The organism is Haloferula sp. (assembly GCF_049672945.1).
GTDB lineage: Bacteria > Verrucomicrobiota > Verrucomicrobiia > Verrucomicrobiales > Akkermansiaceae > Haloferula.
Window position 1 is genome coordinate 1 of sequence record NZ_JBATWY010000174.1, and the last position, 15,902, is coordinate 15,902.

The 15,902-nt window shown below is 59.1% G+C and carries 12 protein-coding genes; 9 read left to right on the plus strand and 3 right to left on the minus strand.

The annotated features are described in order from the left end of the window. Window positions 1–1,752 (minus strand): DEAD/DEAH box helicase (locus tag WBG04_RS15495; RefSeq protein ID WP_424315362.1); only part of this gene is annotated, 1,752 nt, incomplete at its 3' end. Between the two features lie 174 nt (window positions 1,753–1,926). On the opposite strand from WBG04_RS15495, the gene WBG04_RS15500 reads away from it, so the two are divergent. After that, window positions 1,927–2,238, plus strand: coding sequence for a pyrimidine/purine nucleoside phosphorylase (locus tag WBG04_RS15500; protein ID WP_424315363.1), 312 nt, complete (start codon window positions 1,927–1,929; stop codon window positions 2,236–2,238). Between the two features lie 82 nt (window positions 2,239–2,320). Here the strand turns inward: WBG04_RS15500 and smc are convergent, their stop codons facing one another. Further along, window positions 2,321–6,154 carry a chromosome segregation protein SMC gene (smc, locus tag WBG04_RS15505; protein ID WP_424315364.1) on the minus strand — a complete coding sequence of 1,278 codons (3,834 nt, stop codon included), beginning with the start codon at window positions 6,152–6,154 and terminating at the stop codon, window positions 2,321–2,323. 226 nt (window positions 6,155–6,380) lie between these two features. Between smc and WBG04_RS15510 the strand changes: the two genes are divergently transcribed. From WBG04_RS15510 to WBG04_RS15540, 7 genes are all read left to right on the plus strand, one after another. After that, window positions 6,381–7,457: an Ldh family oxidoreductase gene (locus WBG04_RS15510; RefSeq protein ID WP_424315365.1), complete on the plus strand. Its 1,077-nt coding sequence runs from the start codon at window positions 6,381–6,383 to the stop codon at window positions 7,455–7,457. Beyond that, the gene (locus WBG04_RS15515; protein WP_424315366.1) at window positions 7,454–7,795 is read left to right on the plus strand and encodes a low molecular weight protein tyrosine phosphatase family protein; all 342 of its coding nucleotides are present in this window, start codon (window positions 7,454–7,456) and stop codon (window positions 7,793–7,795) included. Before WBG04_RS15510 ends, WBG04_RS15515 begins: the two co-directional genes overlap by 4 nt. Window positions 7,796–8,092: 297 nt before the next feature. After that, entirely contained in the window at window positions 8,093–9,295 is a 1,203-nt protein-coding gene (locus WBG04_RS15520; RefSeq protein ID WP_424315367.1) for a bifunctional 3,4-dihydroxy-2-butanone-4-phosphate synthase/GTP cyclohydrolase II, read from the plus strand. A gap of 74 nt (window positions 9,296–9,369) precedes the next feature. After that, window positions 9,370–9,888, plus strand: a complete 519-nt coding sequence (gene ribH, locus WBG04_RS15525; RefSeq protein ID WP_424315368.1) for a 6,7-dimethyl-8-ribityllumazine synthase — start codon at window positions 9,370–9,372, stop codon at window positions 9,886–9,888. After that, window positions 9,881–10,774: a transcription antitermination factor NusB gene (gene nusB / locus WBG04_RS15530; protein WP_424315369.1), complete on the plus strand. Its 894-nt coding sequence runs from the start codon at window positions 9,881–9,883 to the stop codon at window positions 10,772–10,774. The genes ribH and nusB overlap by 8 nt, the downstream gene beginning before the upstream one ends. Before the next feature lie 109 nt (window positions 10,775–10,883). After that, window positions 10,884–12,296, plus strand: a complete 1,413-nt coding sequence (locus WBG04_RS15535; RefSeq protein ID WP_424315370.1) for an AI-2E family transporter — start codon at window positions 10,884–10,886, stop codon at window positions 12,294–12,296. Continuing rightward, window positions 12,293–13,555, plus strand: a complete 1,263-nt coding sequence (locus tag WBG04_RS15540) for a peptidylprolyl isomerase (RefSeq protein ID WP_424315371.1) — start codon at window positions 12,293–12,295, stop codon at window positions 13,553–13,555. The genes WBG04_RS15535 and WBG04_RS15540 overlap by 4 nt, the downstream gene beginning before the upstream one ends. Here WBG04_RS15540 and WBG04_RS15545 read toward each other — a convergent pair. Continuing rightward, window positions 13,542–14,540, minus strand: coding sequence for a calcium/sodium antiporter (locus tag WBG04_RS15545; RefSeq protein WP_424315372.1), 999 nt, complete (start codon window positions 14,538–14,540; stop codon window positions 13,542–13,544). The two genes, WBG04_RS15540 and WBG04_RS15545, sit on opposite strands and share 14 nt — an antisense overlap. Window positions 14,541–14,659: 119 nt before the next feature. Between WBG04_RS15545 and leuB the strand changes: the two genes are divergently transcribed. Then, window positions 14,660–15,772 carry a 3-isopropylmalate dehydrogenase gene (gene leuB / locus WBG04_RS15550; RefSeq protein ID WP_424315373.1) on the plus strand — a complete coding sequence of 371 codons (1,113 nt, stop codon included), beginning with the start codon at window positions 14,660–14,662 and terminating at the stop codon, window positions 15,770–15,772. Window positions 15,773–15,902: the final 130 nt, after the last annotated feature.

The following is a 15,902-nucleotide window of genomic DNA, read 5'->3' on the forward strand; positions in this document are numbered from 1 at the left end:
CAGCTGCTCCATCCGGTCGTCATACTCGACGCCCTGATCTTTCAGTTTCGCGACAAGTTCCGACTTCAACTTGTCGACCTGTTTGCGGATCACCGCCGTCGGATCCTCAAGAATCGCTTCCACCAACGAAATCACGTTCACCACGTAATCCGGCGACTCGCGATCGAGCTTGGGAATCGCATCGATCAGATAGAGACCGAGCGCCTGATTCATCGTGAAGTCGTCCTGCAACTCGACGTTCAGCACCACCTTGGCCGGCCCACTACGTTGATCCTTGGGCAAGATACTGAGCACCTTCCCTTGCACCAATCCCTTGAACAAGGCGAAGGCCCGGCGGCGCAGCTCCTTCTTCTTCACCGGCGTCTCATGACTCCTCGAAATAATCCGCCGCAGCTCGGCGCAGCCATCGATCTCGGACCGACTCAACACATTGAGCAGCATTCCATGCCGAATATTGAAACTTGAGACCAGCTTCTCGGAAGGTGAACTCATCAGCTTCTGGAAGGTATTCTCGTCCCAATTGACGAAACCCTTCTCCGGCGGTTTCTTCTTCATCGCCTTGCTCTTCTTGCCCTTCGCCGCCGCTTTCGCATCGGCCTTGATGTTGTCGATCACATGCTCGGGAGCCTGCGCGACGACGTAGCCGACGCTGTCGAACCCTCTCCGTCCGGCACGCCCACAGATCTGCTTGAAATCCCTCACCGCAAGAATCTTGGTACTCTGTCCCCCGTACTTGAAAAGCTGCGTGAACATCACCGTCCGGATGGGCACATTCACTCCCACCCCGAGCGTGTCCGTCCCGCAGATGACCTTGAGCAGCCCCTTCTGCGCCAGCTTCTCCACCAGCACCCGATACTTCGGCAGCATCCCGGCGTGATGAATGCCAAGGCCGTGCCGCAGCAACTTTTTGATCTCCTTGCCATACGGACTCCTGAAGTCCGCATTCTCCAGCACCTCCGCAATGCCCTCCTTCTCCTCCTTCGAGCAGAAGTTCCGGCTCATCAGGTTCTGAGCGGTCCTCGCACAAGCAAGCTGCGTGAAGTGAACGAGATAGATCGGCGCCCGGTCCTGCTCCACCAACTCCTCGACCTTCTCCTCCAGGGCCGTCGTGCTGTATTCAAATTCCAGCGGCACAGGTCGATCCTCCGACTTCACCAGCACCGTCTCCACTCCCGTCAATGCGGTGAGTTCCTTTTCAAAGAAGGCCGTCTCACCAAGCGTCGCAGACATCAGCAGAAACCGCGCCTGCGGCAAAGTCAGCAGCGGCACCTGCCAGGCCACGCCTCGTTCGTGATCGGAGTAGTAGTGAAACTCATCAATGATCACATCATCGACCAACGCCAACTCGCCTTCACGCAGCGCCATGTTCGATAGAATCTCCGCCGTGCAGCAGATCACCGGTGCCCCGGCATTGACCGTCGCGTCGCCCGTGATCATTCCCACCTGATCGGGACCAAAGGTCTGGCAAAGTGAGAGAAACTTCTCATTCGCCAGCGCCTTCACCGGCACGGTGTAAAACGAGCGGCGTTTCTGACAGATCGCCCGAAAATGCAGCGCCAGCGCCACCAGGGATTTCCCCGATCCCGTCGGCGTGTTCAGGATCACATTTTTCCCCTCGAAAAGCTCAAGAATCGCCTCCTCCTGATGATCGTAGGGCTCGATGCCACTATCGACCAAATATTCGAGGAAAGCATCGAGCACCGCCGAATTCGAGTCGGGATCCGAAACTTGGGATGGATCGAGAACTGGCATGAAGAAGAAAGGCCCGCGACCCTGACTCTCAGAACACGAATTGCAATGCCTTCCCACTCGCCATCAGAAGACAGAGGCCGAGGACCAAGCCAATTTCACCAATTCATCCGCAGACTCTCGCGGCCTCCGCTTTCCGCTTGTGCCTCCCTCATGATCCAGTCATGGAATTCGCCCATGGAAATTCCTAACGTCACCGCGATCGCGGAAGCCAACGTCTATTTCGAAGGTCGCGTCGTCTCCCACACCATCATGACGGCCGACGGCGCCAAGAAGACCCTCGGTGTCATCCTTCCAGGCGACTACCACTTCGATACCGTCGCTGCCGAACACATGGACATCATCGTGGGCTCCTGCGAAGTGGTCATCGCAGGCACCAACCAGACGGAAACCTTCCGTGCCGGATCCTCGTTTAACGTCCCTGCCGACTCCAGCTTCACGATCACCGTAACCGGTAGGCCCTGCCACTACGTCTGCTCGTTTCTGTGAGTAAAAAATAAGGAGGCGGCAGCTCGGACCCACTCAGGTCCTTCGCCACCGCCCCCATCCCTCTTCTGTCGGAAGAACTGTATTACGCATCCAGGCGCAGCGCGGCCTTTTGAGCCGCCGACTTCGCTTCACCCTTACCCCCGATCGTCTCGTCCTCGGCCGTGAGGCGCATGCCCACCGGCTTGGAAACTCCGAACTCTTCCATCGTCACGCCATACATCACGTCGGCGCGACTCATCGTGCGCTTCGAGTGAGTCACGATGATGAACTGCGAGCGATCGACGAAGCGATCGAGCACCTTGACGAAGCGGCCGATGTTCGACTCATCGAGCGGCGCATCAAGTTCATCCAGCACACAGAACGGGCTCGGCTTGATCATGTAGATCGAGAACAGCAGTGCCACGGCCGTCATCGAGCGCTCACCACCGGATAGCAGCGCGATCGATTGAAGCTTCTTGCCCGGAGGCTTGGCGATCACCTCGATGCCGGACTCCAGCGGGTCGCTTTCATCAATCAACTGGAGATCGGCCTGACCCTTTTCACCAAAGAGCTCCCTGAACATGTCGCGGAAGTTGATCTTCACCTGCGCGAAGGTCTCGGAGAAGCGGCGCTGGGTCTCTTCGTTGATCTTCTCGATGACCTGAATGAGTTCCTCCTTCGAGGAAACGAGATCCTCATAACTGGTGCGGACATCGTTGTGGCGTTCTTCGAGCTCTTCGAACTCTTCGATCGCATCGACATTGACAGGACCCATCGAATCGAGACGACGTTTGAGATCGGCCACGCAGGCTTCCACGAAGTTCCAGTCCGGCTCTCCGACCATCCCGCCGGGCAATTCGATCTCATCCTCGTCGGCCGTATCATCGACGACCATCACCGGTGCTTCTTCCTCATCGGCTTGATCCCCATCACCATTCTCATCATCGCCCAGATCGACAAACTTCTGGCGCCCACCGCGGGCCTGGGCCTCCTTCTGGCTGGCGATGCAGGAGAGCAGGGCATGGGCATCCGGCTCGAAGGTCGCCAGCTCGATATTGTGACGCTCAAGGATGGCGTTCACCAGATTCTCAAGACGCAGCTCGATCTTGGTGACCGCGACTTCCTCACGTCCACGCTGTTCCGACGCCTTGGCATGACCACGACGAGCGTTGGCAAGTTCGGCCTCGGCCTTGTCGATCTCACTGAGAAGCTCATTGCGCCGACCGGCGCGCGACTCGAGTTCGGCCTCTAGATCCTCCGCCTCGTGACGGTGGGTATCGCACTCTTCAATCAAGCGGGCATTCTCTTGGACTGCTCCCTCCATCCGCTCAAGAAACGCGTTGATCTCCGTCTCACGACGAACACTGACCTCGCGCAGCTCGGCAAGCCGGGCTTCCATCGGCTGCTGCTGGGCTTCCTGGGCCTGCTTGCTCTGCCGTTCTACGGCAAGTGCCGTACGCAGTTCGTTGAGTCCTTCCGCCAGTTCGGCCGCATCGCGTTGCGCGGACTCGACCTGCGATTGCAGACGCTGCTGGTCGCTTTCACAAGCTTCCAGACGCTCGCGGCCAGCCACGAGGTCCTGCTCGAGCGAAGAGCGGCCTTCGTTCGCGGACTGCTCCCGACTTTCAAGATCTCCACGTTCCCAACGCACACTCTCCAGCTTGGTCTCCACCCCTTCGAGCTCGCGGGTGGCGAGTGAAAGCTCTCCCTGAAGCGTCGACATCTCGACCTTGTGACGCTGCATCCGCTCGCGTGCCGACTCGACCTCTTCCTGAAAGCGAACCACTTCGCTCTCCAGGTGAGCCACGCGGTTCCGCGCTGCCTCTTCAGAAGCCGACAGCTGGGCGACTTCGACTTCGAGGTCACGCACTTCGTTCTGACGTTCGAGCACCGATACGTTGCCTTCTCCTGCGGCACCTCCGGAGACGATGCCCTCCGCACCGATCAGCTCACCTTGCTTGGTGGCAAAGATGATCTCGCGATGGCCCGGACGAAGCCTCAAGGCCGTCGCCAGATCGGGAACGATCAACACCTTTTCAAGCAAGCGCTCAATCACGCCACTGACCCGTGAATCAATCTTCACCCGGTCGAGTGCCCACGCAATCGCTCCGTCGGGGACGGTCTCCATCTGCGTGCCTGCCGCAGCGCCGACGAAACTTTCCGGAAGAATCGCGGCATGTCCGAGCTTCTTCTCGGTGAGTCGCGCGATGAGTGTTTCGGCCAGGGATTCATCGGCCACCAGCACCGCTTGAAGATGACCTCCGAGCGCCACTTCGATCGCCCGGGCACACTCGTTGTCCGCTTCGATGAATCCAGCGAGCACGCCTTGAATTCCCGGTTTGAATTGATCCGGCTGATCCAGACCGTTGAGCACCTGTCGCGTGCCGCCTTCAAATCCTTCTCCACTTGCTACGAGCTGCCTCAGCACATCGAGACGCGACGAACGTTGCGCCAGACTCTTGTGGGCCTCCGATGCCGTCGTGCGGGCGGCGTCGAGATCTCCACGGTTGTGCTGGTACTGCCTCTCAGCCCGTTGAAATGCTTCTTCCAACCCGGTCGTGTTTGCCGCGTGCTCTTCGAGCTTGGTGGCGATCTCCTGACGCTGGACCGTCGCCTCTTCGAGTTCCTGATTCAGGCGCTCCTCCTCATCGCCCAACTGCTTGGCTCGTTCGCGACTGGTTTCGAGCTGTGCCAGTGAACTTTCGATCTTGGCCTGGGTCGCCGCGATGATCGTCTGCGTCCGATTGGCTTCGGAACGGGATTCGCGAAGCAGCGTCTCGATCTCCTGTCGACGCGCGTGAGCCACCTGGGTCTTCTCTTCCTGATCTGCCAGTTGGATCTCCATCTCGGCGATCCGGCGGGCGAGCTGCTCAAGCGCCTCATTGGCCGCAACAAAATCAAACTCCTGACGCTCAAGCTTCTCGCGGGTCGCCTCGATCTCTTCACGATTCTGTCCGACACGGCCTTCCAGCTCGGCGCGACGCTCGTCATTGAAGGCGATCCGGCCTTCGGAACTCGCCAGCGCATTGCGATGGTTGTTGAGCTCCTGTCGCAGTTCGGCGAGTTCTCCTTCGAAATTTCTGGCAGCCAGACGGGCATCCGCCACCGCCTCTTCCTTGGGCTGCATCAGACGCTCCAATTCGCACTCCGTCGCTTCGAGCGAGCGAATCGAAGTTCGGTATTCATCGCGTTCGGCGCTCATTTCAACGAATCGCCGATGACCGAGGTGCGTATCAAGCACCAGCACGTCAGCTGCGAGCTTCTTGTAGCGCCGCGCTTTCGCAACCTGGCGCTTGAGTGAATTCATCCGGCGCTCCTGTTCGGCGAGCACGTCACTCACGCGGAGCAGATTCGCCTCGGTGTAATCGAGCTTCCGCAGCGCCTCCTTCTTCTCCTTCTTATACTTGGTGATCCCCGCCGCTTCCTCGAACACCGCACGGCGCTCTTCCGGCTTGGAGGAAAGAATCTGGTCAATCTGACCCTGCGCCATGATTGAGTAGGCCGTGCGACCAATGCCGGTATCCATCAGCATGTCGCTGATGTCCTTCAAACGACAGAGTGTCCCATTGATCCGATACTCGGACTTGCCGTCGCGGAACACCCGGCGCGTGATCGCGACCTCGTTGTAGTCGACCTTCAGCTTCTCCTCGCAGTCGGCCATGGTCAGCGTGACTTCCGCCATACCGAGCGGCTTGCGCTTCTCGGTGCCATTGAAAATGACATCCGCCATCTCGCCGCCACGCAGCGCCTTGGCCGAAGTTTCACCGAGCACCCAGCGGATGGCATCGACGACATTGGATTTTCCGCAGCCATTCGGACCGACAATGCCGGTCACGCCTTGGTGGAACTCGAGGTGGGTCTTGTCGGCAAACGACTTGAACCCGTGGATATCTAGGGATTTGAGATACATGTGGTGACAGAAGTAGGGATGGAACATGCCCCGGGAGGGAATCCGGGCAAGCAAGAGCCTAGGGACGAAGCCCCAACGGAAAAGCTCACGTCGCGCATAACACCACATGAGATGGTGTTTACCATATTTATATACCATATATTGTGTTTTGGGCTAATTAAGACTTCCAAATCAATTCGCAAAGCGGGAACCCATTCCAAGCTTGAGTTGTCCGACAACTTCGCTTTGCTGTCCCCAGCCAAACGCTCAAATCATGTCTGAATTCCTTACCGTTTCCCGTGCCGATCACGACCGTCTCGTCAAAGCTGCTTACGAATCCCGGGGGTTTACCTCCGATGAGTCCGCCGAAGGTGCCAAGCTTGCCGCCGAAGCAGCCCGTCATGGAATCCGCACCCACCACGCGCTCAAAGCCCTCCACCTCGACCACCTTTTCGGCTCGGCCACCGGCGGCTGCACTCCCGGTGCGGAAATCGAAGTCATCCCTTCCAAGTTCGCCGCTTCCGAAACCTGGAACGCCAACCGCAAGCTCGGGCAGTCCGTCGCCTACCGTGCCATCGACCGTTGCATCGAACTCGCCGACCAGTATGGCATCGGCCAGGTCTCGGTCGACAATGCCTTCCACTACCTGTGGGGCGGCGGCTACGTGATGGAAGCCGCCGAGCGCGGATACATCGCCTACACCAACTGCACCTCGGCCCTTGCCGAGGTGGTTCCTTTCGGCGGAAAATTCCCTACGCTCGGCACCAATCCCCACTCATGGGGCTTTCCTACTACAGACGCCGTAGGTTTCCCGCTCGTCAGCGACTGGGCCACCTCCGTCGTTGCCATGGGCCGCGTCCAGGCACTCAAGCGCGAAGGCAAGCAGCTCCCACCAAACGCCGCGGTCGACAAAGACGGCAATCCCACCACCGACCCGAATGAAGTGGTCGCCCTCCTCCCCTTCGGCGCGCACAAAGGCTACGCCATGTGCCTTCTCAACGAACTCTACGGCGCACTCATCGGTGGCTCGCTTCCAAGCATCCGCGGCCGCGCCCAGCAGGCAGGTCCCGGCGAGAAAACCAGCACCGCCTTCTACTTCCAGGTCATCCATCCCGACGCGGTTTCGGGCAATGCTTTCGCCAAGGGCCGCAGCCAGATGGAGAACCTCAAGGAGGTCATCGCCGACATCTTCGGACACGGCAACGAGAAGTGCATTCTCCCCGGCCAGTTCGAAGCAGAGGCTCGCAAGCGCTCCGACGAAGCCGGCGGCCTTCATTTCACCCAGGCTGAACTCGACGAATTCGCTGAGCTCGCCGAGGAAGTCGGCACCGAGCCACTCAAGGCGATTTGAGCAGTCAGCCAAAACGGATTCTTTTCCTCTGTTCGCAAAACAAGCTCCGCAGCCCAACGGCCGAAGCCGTCTTTGCAGAGCGAGCGGATGTCGAGGTCGACTCGGCCGGCTTGAACAATGACGCCATCGTCACCCTTTCGGCCGAGCAGCTGGAATGGGCGGATCTGATCGTCGTCATGGAGAAGGCGCATCGAAATCGACTGAACCGGAAATTCCGCACTTCGCTGGCGGGAAAACGCATCGTCGTCCTGAATATCCCGGACGACTACGACTACATGGACCCGGAACTGGTCGAGCTGCTCGATCGGCGCTGCTCGCCGTTTTTCCCCGCCGGATAATTGTATCAAGGCAGATTGAGAACAACGAAATCGCGCGAAACTCCGCGAAACTTTTTGAGGTTTGAGGCCCAGTCTTTGGTTCTATCTCAGAGTCGCAAACCTATTTCACCATCACTTCATTTTCCGTGTATTCGGTGGTTCCCCATCTGCCGTTCTGAAATTTCGCGCTTTTTCGCGCGATTTCGTTGTTCCCATTCATAGCATTCGCCGAAGTTTCGTTGTTCCTCATTCCATCAACCATCGACCCGATTCCCCCCCTTGACCGGATAGCTTCCAGCACCGAGCATTGCGTCCCGCATGGCCACCGCCCTTCAATTCAGTCCGATCGATGAAATCATCGCCGAAGTCGCCGCAGGGCGCATCGTGATCGTCGCCGACGATCCATCACGCGAGAACGAGGCCGACCTGATCGCGGCGGCCTCCCTTTGCACTCCCGAAACCGTCTCTTTCATGGCGACTCATGGCCGCGGTCTGATCTGCGCCCCGATCACGGAAGAGCGTGCCGAGGAGCTCGATCTTCCGCCCATGACCCGTCGCAACCGCGAGGTCCAGCGCACCGCATTCACCGTCACGGTCGATGCCGCCCGAGGCATCACCACCGGCATCTCCGCCAGCGACCGCGCCCTGGGCATGCAACTCCTCGCCGATCCGAAGGCCGGACCGGACGACTTCGTCCAACCCGGACACATCTTCCCCCTTCAGGCACGCCAAGGCGGCACCTTGCGACGCGCTGGCCACACCGAGGCCGCCGTCGACCTGGCACGCCTCGCCGGTCTTCCCGCGGCAGGGGTCATTTGCGAAATCATGAATGACGATGGCAACATGGCCCGCGTCGGCGATCTCGGAGACTTTCAGAAGGCGCACGATCTGAAAGCCTGTACCATCGCCCAACTCATCGAATGGCGTCGTCGCTCCGAGAAGCTCGTGATTCGCGAGGAGACGATCAAAATGCCAACCGACCACGGAGAGTTCGATTGCCATCTCTACCGGATCAACACCGACGACTCCCACCATCTGGCACTCAGCCGGGGTGATATCGACCGCGATACGCCAACCCTGGTCCGCGTGCATTCCGAATGCCTCACCGGTGACGTCTTCGCCTCGAAACGCTGCGACTGTGGCGGCCAACTCCACGACGCCATGGCGCGCATCGCAGATGAAGGAGGCGTTCTCCTTTATCTCCGCCAAGAAGGCCGGGGCATCGGGCTTGCCGGAAAAATCCACGCCTACAAACTTCAGGAACAGGGCCTCGATACGATCGAAGCCAATGAAAAGCTCGGATTCTCCGCCGACCTGCGCGACTACGGCATGGGAGCCCAGATCCTGCAGGACCTCGGCCTCGGCAAGATCCGCTTGATGACCAACAACCCAAAGAAGGTCGTCGGACTCGAAGGCTACGGGCTCGAAATCGTGGAACAACTTCCGATCAGCCGCCCGTCGAATCCTCACAACGAGCGCTATCTGGAGACCAAGCGCAGCCGCATGGGTCACAGCATCTGAAATTCGGCGCTGGAATCTTACATCCAGCGTGCCTGCTCGTTGACAAGCGCGCTCCCTGCCGCCATACCCCGAACATGTCTTCGGCACTCCCGCCCCAACCCCGTATCATCGGACCCCGCGTCCGGGTGTGCATCGTTGCCGCCAAATACAACGAGCAGTTCGCTGACGCTCTCGTTGACAACGCCGTCGAGGAAATCGGAGTGCTGATGCCCTCGACTCGTGTCGACCTGATTCGCGTCCCCGGTGCTTTCGAAATCCCCGTCGCAGTCGCCACCGTGCTCCAGCGCGAAAAACCCGCCGCGGTGCTCGCGCTTGGAGTGATCATCAAGGGAGCCACCGCCCATGCGGATCTCGTTGCCTGCTCGGTCACCGAAGCACTGCAACGTCTCGCCGTGGAATACACCATCCCGGTGATCAATGAAGTGCTGCTGCTCGAGGACGAAAAGCAGGCCTACGCCCGCTGCATCGGTGCCAATCTCAATCGTGGTAAGGAAGCGGCTCGAGCCGCAGCCGCGATGGTCGACGTCTTCCACGAACTCGACCGCACCATGCCCAAGGACTCGTCCAAGACGAAGAAGTCACGACATGCCTAGCCGCCGCCAGATCCGCGAGGCCGTCGTCCAGTTCCTCTACTGCTCCGACCTCGAAGGCGGTGCCGATCCCGCGTCTCTACGCGAACCCTTCTGGCAATTCGTCACCGAGTCCGATCGGCGGGCCCTGATGCTGGCCACCTGGAAGACCATCCATCACCTCGGCGTCGGTCGTGATCAGCGACACGACGAATTCGTCGCTCGACTGCCCACCGCATCCGCCACCCTGCGCGCCGATCCGGCACTCGAAAAAGCGTCAGCACTGCTCGACCGGATCGCTTCGCTCGAAGACGAGTGGACTGCCCGGATGGCCAAACTCTCGCGCATTCCAAAAGACGATGACGATGATGCCGTCGGCAGCCGCTTTGAGTCGGCGATCGACGATCTCTTCCGCACCGATCGAACGCTCTCGACTTCGATTCAAGAGTTTCAGGAGATGATCGAGGATCACCCCGCTGCCCGGCCACAGCTTGAGCCATTGATGGGAAGCCTCCGACGCCTCAAGCGCGTCTCCGATCGCATGCGGATGATCGAGAGCCCTGAGGATTTTCCCGAACAAAGTGAACTCGCCAAGATCCGCGACTCACGAACCTCACTCAAGGTCCTGCGGGAAGAAGCCAACCGGCTCGCCGACGCCGTCTTGAGTCAGCGGGAAGCCATCGATGAACGCCTCCACGAGGTCATCGAGAACTTCGCGCCCGAGCGAATCGACCCGATCGACCGCTCCATCCTGAGATTGGCCACTTGGGAAATCCTCCACGATCCAAACGTTCCCGCACCCGTGGCCATCGACGAGGCCATCGAACTCGCGAAACGCTTCGGGACCTCCGACTCCGGACGCTTCGTCAACGGCGTCCTCGACAAGATCGCGAAAGGAGTGGCGCTCTGAGAGCGCCATGAAAGGGCACGGCGCTTTTCAGGCCCACCATCGCTCCAAAAGCAGGCCGATTTTCCCATCCCCAATTGGGTCTGATGTCTGCTAGAACCCTCCCCATCGCATGGCACGCTACCCGACCCGATTCCAGCTCCGGACCCTTTGGAACGCCGCAACAGGCGTCTCGATCCTCATTCTAGGAGCCCTGCTCGTCGGCCTGATCTGGTTGTTCGGGGAGGTCTTCGGCTTCCTCCAACCCGTTCTCGTCCCACTCGCCGTCGCTGCCATTGTCGCCTATCTCCTCGATCCGATTGTCCGCTGGTTTCAAAACCACGGCATGACTCGTGGCCGCGCCGTCGTCATGACATTCGGCTCAGCCACCGCACTCACGCTGGCCTTGGTGGCAATCATGATCCCGCTGGTCGGGAATCAGATCAATCAGTTCAAGCAGCGCCAGGTTGATGAAACAGGCCCCGCTATTGAAAAAGTGGGCGAGAATGAGGAACAACCTGAAAAGCCTTCTTTTGACGACAAGATTGTCAACGCGCTGATCAAGGAACGAAACACCGTCCCATGGACCCGGCCCGCCATCGACTGGGCCCTGTCCGCGCCTCAGGAACTCATTCTCAAGGAAGCGAAAATCGAAGAGCTCAGCGACGAGGGAAACGTCGACGAAGTCGCCTCCATGCGCGGAGACGCCCTCACTGAGCTTCTCGACAAGGCCTATGAAAACGACGGGATTTCAAATCCTAACATTCAACTCGAAAACACCCAGATCTGGCATTCGATCAAGGGTTTGCAGGACGAAGCACTTGCATGGGCGCGAGGAGGCACCTCGAAGATTATGGGCTTCATCGGCTTGATCATCGGCTTCTTCATGGTGCCGATCTATCTTTACTACTTCCTCCGCGAAAGCGCGGCGATCAAGGAACACTGGCATGAGTTCGTCCCGCTCAAGGCCTCCCGTTTCAAAACGGAACTCATCGAGACGCTCACCGAGGTCAACCAGTACCTCATCTCCTTCTTCCGTGGTCAGGTGCTCGTCGCCTTCATCGATGGCATGCTGGTCGGCATCGCCCTCACCATCTTCGGCCTGCCTTTGGGCCTGCTGATCGGTATCATGATGGCAATTCTGGGAATCATTCCCTACATCGGCAACATCATCACGCTGATCCCGGCCTGCGTCCTCGCCTATTTCCACTTTTCGGCAGAGCCCTCCTTCCTCGGTGCCAACCCTTGGTCCTATGTCCTCGCCGTCATCGCCATCTTCATCATCGTCCAACAGATCAATTCGCTGATCACCGCACCAAAGATCGTCGGAGACTCCGTTGGACTTCACCCGATGACGGTGATTTTCTCGATGCTCTTCTGGTCGCTGCTGCTCGGTGGATTCGTCGGAGCCCTGCTGGCCGTCCCCCTTTCCGCTTCCATCAAGGTCCTCTTCCGCCGCTACATCTGGGAGCGCAAACTCAAGGAGGGGCCCTCGGATCCGGAAATCGATGGCGATGAATGGTCACCTGCTGAGGCAGAAGCTTGATCGATCTCTCCTTGCATGCGGAAAAGCGCCATGCGAAGTCTCATTCGTTGAAGCTAGCCACCATCATCCACCTCAGTCTCGCAGGTATTGCGACGGCTGACTTGATCGCCCGTTTCGAAACTGACAGGGGGGATATCGACGTCATTCTGCAATACGAAACGGCACCGCAAGCGGTCGCGAATCTGATCACCCTGTCGCAGGGCACCCGGGCGCGCCTCGACCCGGCCTCAGGCGCACCGACATTCAAACCACTTTACGTCGGGGAGAAATTCTTCCGCACTGGCAACAACGATTTTTCGAAATTCGCCCAGACCGGATCAGGAACCGGAACCAACAGCGGGAGCACGGGCTTCACGTTCAAGGATGAATTTACGCCCACCCTGAAGCATGAGGGCTATACGCTCTCCATGGCCAACAGCGGACCGAATTCCAACTCCGGACAGATCTTCTTTACGGGAAACATTACCATCCCCAGCTACGATCCCCGCCATACCATCCTCGGACTCGTGCTCGATGAAGACAGCCGCGCGGTCGTCGACGAAATCATCAATGCCGGAGATAACAACAGCATGATCAATACGGTTAGTATTGAACGTACCGATCAAGCGGCCATCGATTTCGACGAGCACGCCCAAGGACTTCCGACTCTCTACAAACCCGAAGGAAAACTATTCGTTACAAAGAACGAGTCTACCCGGTTCAATCTGCTTCCTGCAGCCACCACCGGCGATGTCGTCCGCGCATTCAGATCGACCGATCTCATCAACTGGGAAACAACGAACACGGCTCACGTCGGCATCAGTACCGGAGCGATCGCCGTTCCCGCCCTGACCGACATCATCTTGGATGACGCGAGTTTCGACTCCGCTTTCTATAATATCACCGTCGCTTCTCATCCGGGAGCGGTTGCACCTTCATCGCTCCGCTCCCGAAGCCTTGAGATCACTCTGGGGGGGAACGCCTATCGCTTTGACTTCGATAATTCCGGGGCCGGGGGAACAGTTGCCTGCACTCCCAGCAGCGGAGAACCCGTCTCCGGCCCGTTCAGCGTTTTCGACTTTGCCAGTGGGGCGCACAACGTCTTCGTAATCACGGATTCATTATCCATCGCCTCGCCGTCAATACCTCGCTATTTGCAAATCCGCTTCGGTGCCGATTCGGCCACCAACTCCCTTGTCAGTGGTCACCAGCTATCGTATTTCTGGGTTGGAAGTTGGGCGGAATACCCACCCGGAACCGCCACCATCACCCGGCAATAAGGCCAAACCACTCCGGCTTCACCAGCCAGGCACAGTAGATCATGTAGCCGGTAACGAGCGCTCCCCCTTCGTAGCGGTTGATCTTTCGTCCCCACGCCAAAAAGGGCACAAGGATCAATGTCACTCCCCCCATCACCCAAAGACTGACCGAGTCCATCGTCTTTGCTTCGATCGGCTTCACTGCGGCAGTAATACCCATCACCGCGAGGATGTTGAAAAGGTTCGAACCGATGATGTTCCCCGCAATGAGATCCATTTGACGACGTCGAACCGCAGCGATCGTGGTCGCAAGCTCCGGCAGCGAGGTGCCCAATGCCACAAGCGTCAACCCGATCACCAGCTCGGGAACCCCGATCTGCTGCGCAAGAATCACTCCACTGTTTACCAGACGGTCCGCGCCGAATAGCAGCGCTGCCAAGCCCAGCACGACCCATCCGGCGCTTTTCAGATAAGCCTTAACGCTGTGATCAGCCGCGTTCGCGATCGCTTCCTCAGGGATGTCGTGCACCGCAGGATCCCCGCGATGCCGCTTTGAGATGCGAATACTGGTCACGACATAAAGAATAATTGCCAGTGTCATCGCAACCCCCTCCCATCGAGCAATCGCCCCATCCCAGATCATGACCATGAAGACCCCGGTCACGACGAGAAGAATGGGCAACTCCCGGCGAACCACCTGACTGCTGACGACGAAGGGGCGCATCAGCGCGGCGAGTCCCAGCATCAGCGCGATGTTGCAGATATTGGAGCCGACGATGTTGCCAACGGCGATATCCGCATTCGTATCGGGATCGAGGTTCGCCTTGAGACTCACGATCAGCTCAGGAGCACTGGTGCCGAACGCCACCACGGTCAATCCAATCAACAATGGCTTGAGCCCCGATTTCAGCGCGATTTCCGAAGCTCCGCGGACCAACCAGTCGGCACCGAACGAGAGCAAGGCGAGACCGGCAATCAGCCAGGTGAGGTGCACCAGTAGTTCCATTCGCTCCAGACTGGACTGAAACCACCGCTTGCCAACTGGAAATCATTGCCGCTTTTACCAGTGCACAATTCCCGCTTTTTTCACTTCGCACAGCCGCCTCCACCCTTTACCCAACGCCCATGTCACGCACCCACCGCATCGCAGTCCTCGCCGGCGACGGCATCGGCCCTGAAGTCATGACCGACTCGCTGCGCGTCCTTGACGCCGTCGAGGCGAAATACGGTTTCACCACCGTGCGCAACGAGCAGCTTGTCGGAGGTGCGGCCCTTGATGCCACCAACAACGAGACTCCTCTGCCGGCCGAGACCATCTCTGCCTGCGAAAACAGCGATGCCATTCTCTTCGGCTCCGTCGGTGGCCCGAAATGGGAATCCCTCCCGCCGGACATCCAGCCCGAGCGCGGAGCCCTGCTTCCGCTCCGCAAACACTTCGGCCTCTTCGCCAATCTCCGCCCGGGCGTCTGCCTTCCCTCCCTGACCCACGCGTCGCCCGTCAAAAACGAGCTCATCCCGAATGGCTTCGACGTCCTCTGCGTGCGCGAACTCACCGGTGGTGTCTACTTCGGCAGCCCGAAAGGCCGCGAGGAACGCGATGGCGAAACCGTCGCCTTCGATACCATGATCTACAAGCGCAGCGAGATCGACCGCATCCTGCGCGTCGCCTTCACCGCCGCCATGGGCCGCGGCAAGCGCCTTGTCTCGGTCGACAAGGCCAACGTGCTCGCCTCCTCCGTCCTCTGGCGCGAAGTCGCCACCGAAGTGGCCAAGGATTATCCTGAGGTCGAACTTTCCCACCTCTACGTCGACAACGCTGCGATGCAGCTCTGCCGCCGGCCCGACAGCTTCGACGTGCTTGTTACCGAGAATCTTTTTGGCGACATCCTCTCCGACGAAATGGCGATGATCTCCGGATCCCTCGGCATGCTTCCTTCCGCCTCGCTTGGAGAAAAGAAGGAAGGCAGCGATCTCTATTTCGGCATGTATGAGCCGTCCGGCGGATCCGCACCCGATATCATGGGGCAAGGCATCGCCAACCCGATCGCCCAGATCCTCTCCGTCGCCATGCTGCTGCGCTTCTCGCTCGGCGAAAACGATGCAGCCCAAGCGATCGAAGACGCCGTCTCAGCGGCCATCGACAAGGGCTTCCGCACAGGCGACATCGCCACCGGTGCCGCCACCGAAACCAAGGTCGGCACCACCGCCATGACCGACGCGATCCTCGCAGGGATCTAATGGGAAGAGCGACGCCCCCGTCGCTCAAGGGGAGAGGCCGCCTCTCCTTGACGCCCCACCAAGCAATCAGGTTCCCCGCAAATCTGAGCTCGGATCAGAACCATACGATCCGACTGTTAGAGCGCCTGTT

Bases quoted from the DNA above. Each gene is read 5' to 3' on its own strand.
- WBG04_RS15500 (WP_424315363.1), top strand. From the start codon at position 1,927: ATGGAAATTCCTAACGTCACCGCGATCGCGGAAGCCAACGTCTATTTC.
- smc (WP_424315364.1), bottom strand. From the start codon at position 6,154: ATGTTCCATCCCTACTTCTGTCACCACATGTATCTCAAATCCCTAGAT.
- WBG04_RS15510 (WP_424315365.1), top strand. From the start codon at position 6,381: ATGTCTGAATTCCTTACCGTTTCCCGTGCCGATCACGACCGTCTCGTC.
- WBG04_RS15520 (WP_424315367.1), top strand. From the start codon at position 8,093: ATGGCCACCGCCCTTCAATTCAGTCCGATCGATGAAATCATCGCCGAA.
- ribH (WP_424315368.1), top strand. From the start codon at position 9,370: ATGTCTTCGGCACTCCCGCCCCAACCCCGTATCATCGGACCCCGCGTC.
- nusB (WP_424315369.1), top strand. From the start codon at position 9,881: ATGCCTAGCCGCCGCCAGATCCGCGAGGCCGTCGTCCAGTTCCTCTAC.
- WBG04_RS15535 (WP_424315370.1), top strand. From the start codon at position 10,884: ATGGCACGCTACCCGACCCGATTCCAGCTCCGGACCCTTTGGAACGCC.
- WBG04_RS15545 (WP_424315372.1), bottom strand. From the start codon at position 14,540: ATGGAACTACTGGTGCACCTCACCTGGCTGATTGCCGGTCTCGCCTTG.
- leuB (WP_424315373.1), top strand. From the start codon at position 14,660: ATGTCACGCACCCACCGCATCGCAGTCCTCGCCGGCGACGGCATCGGC.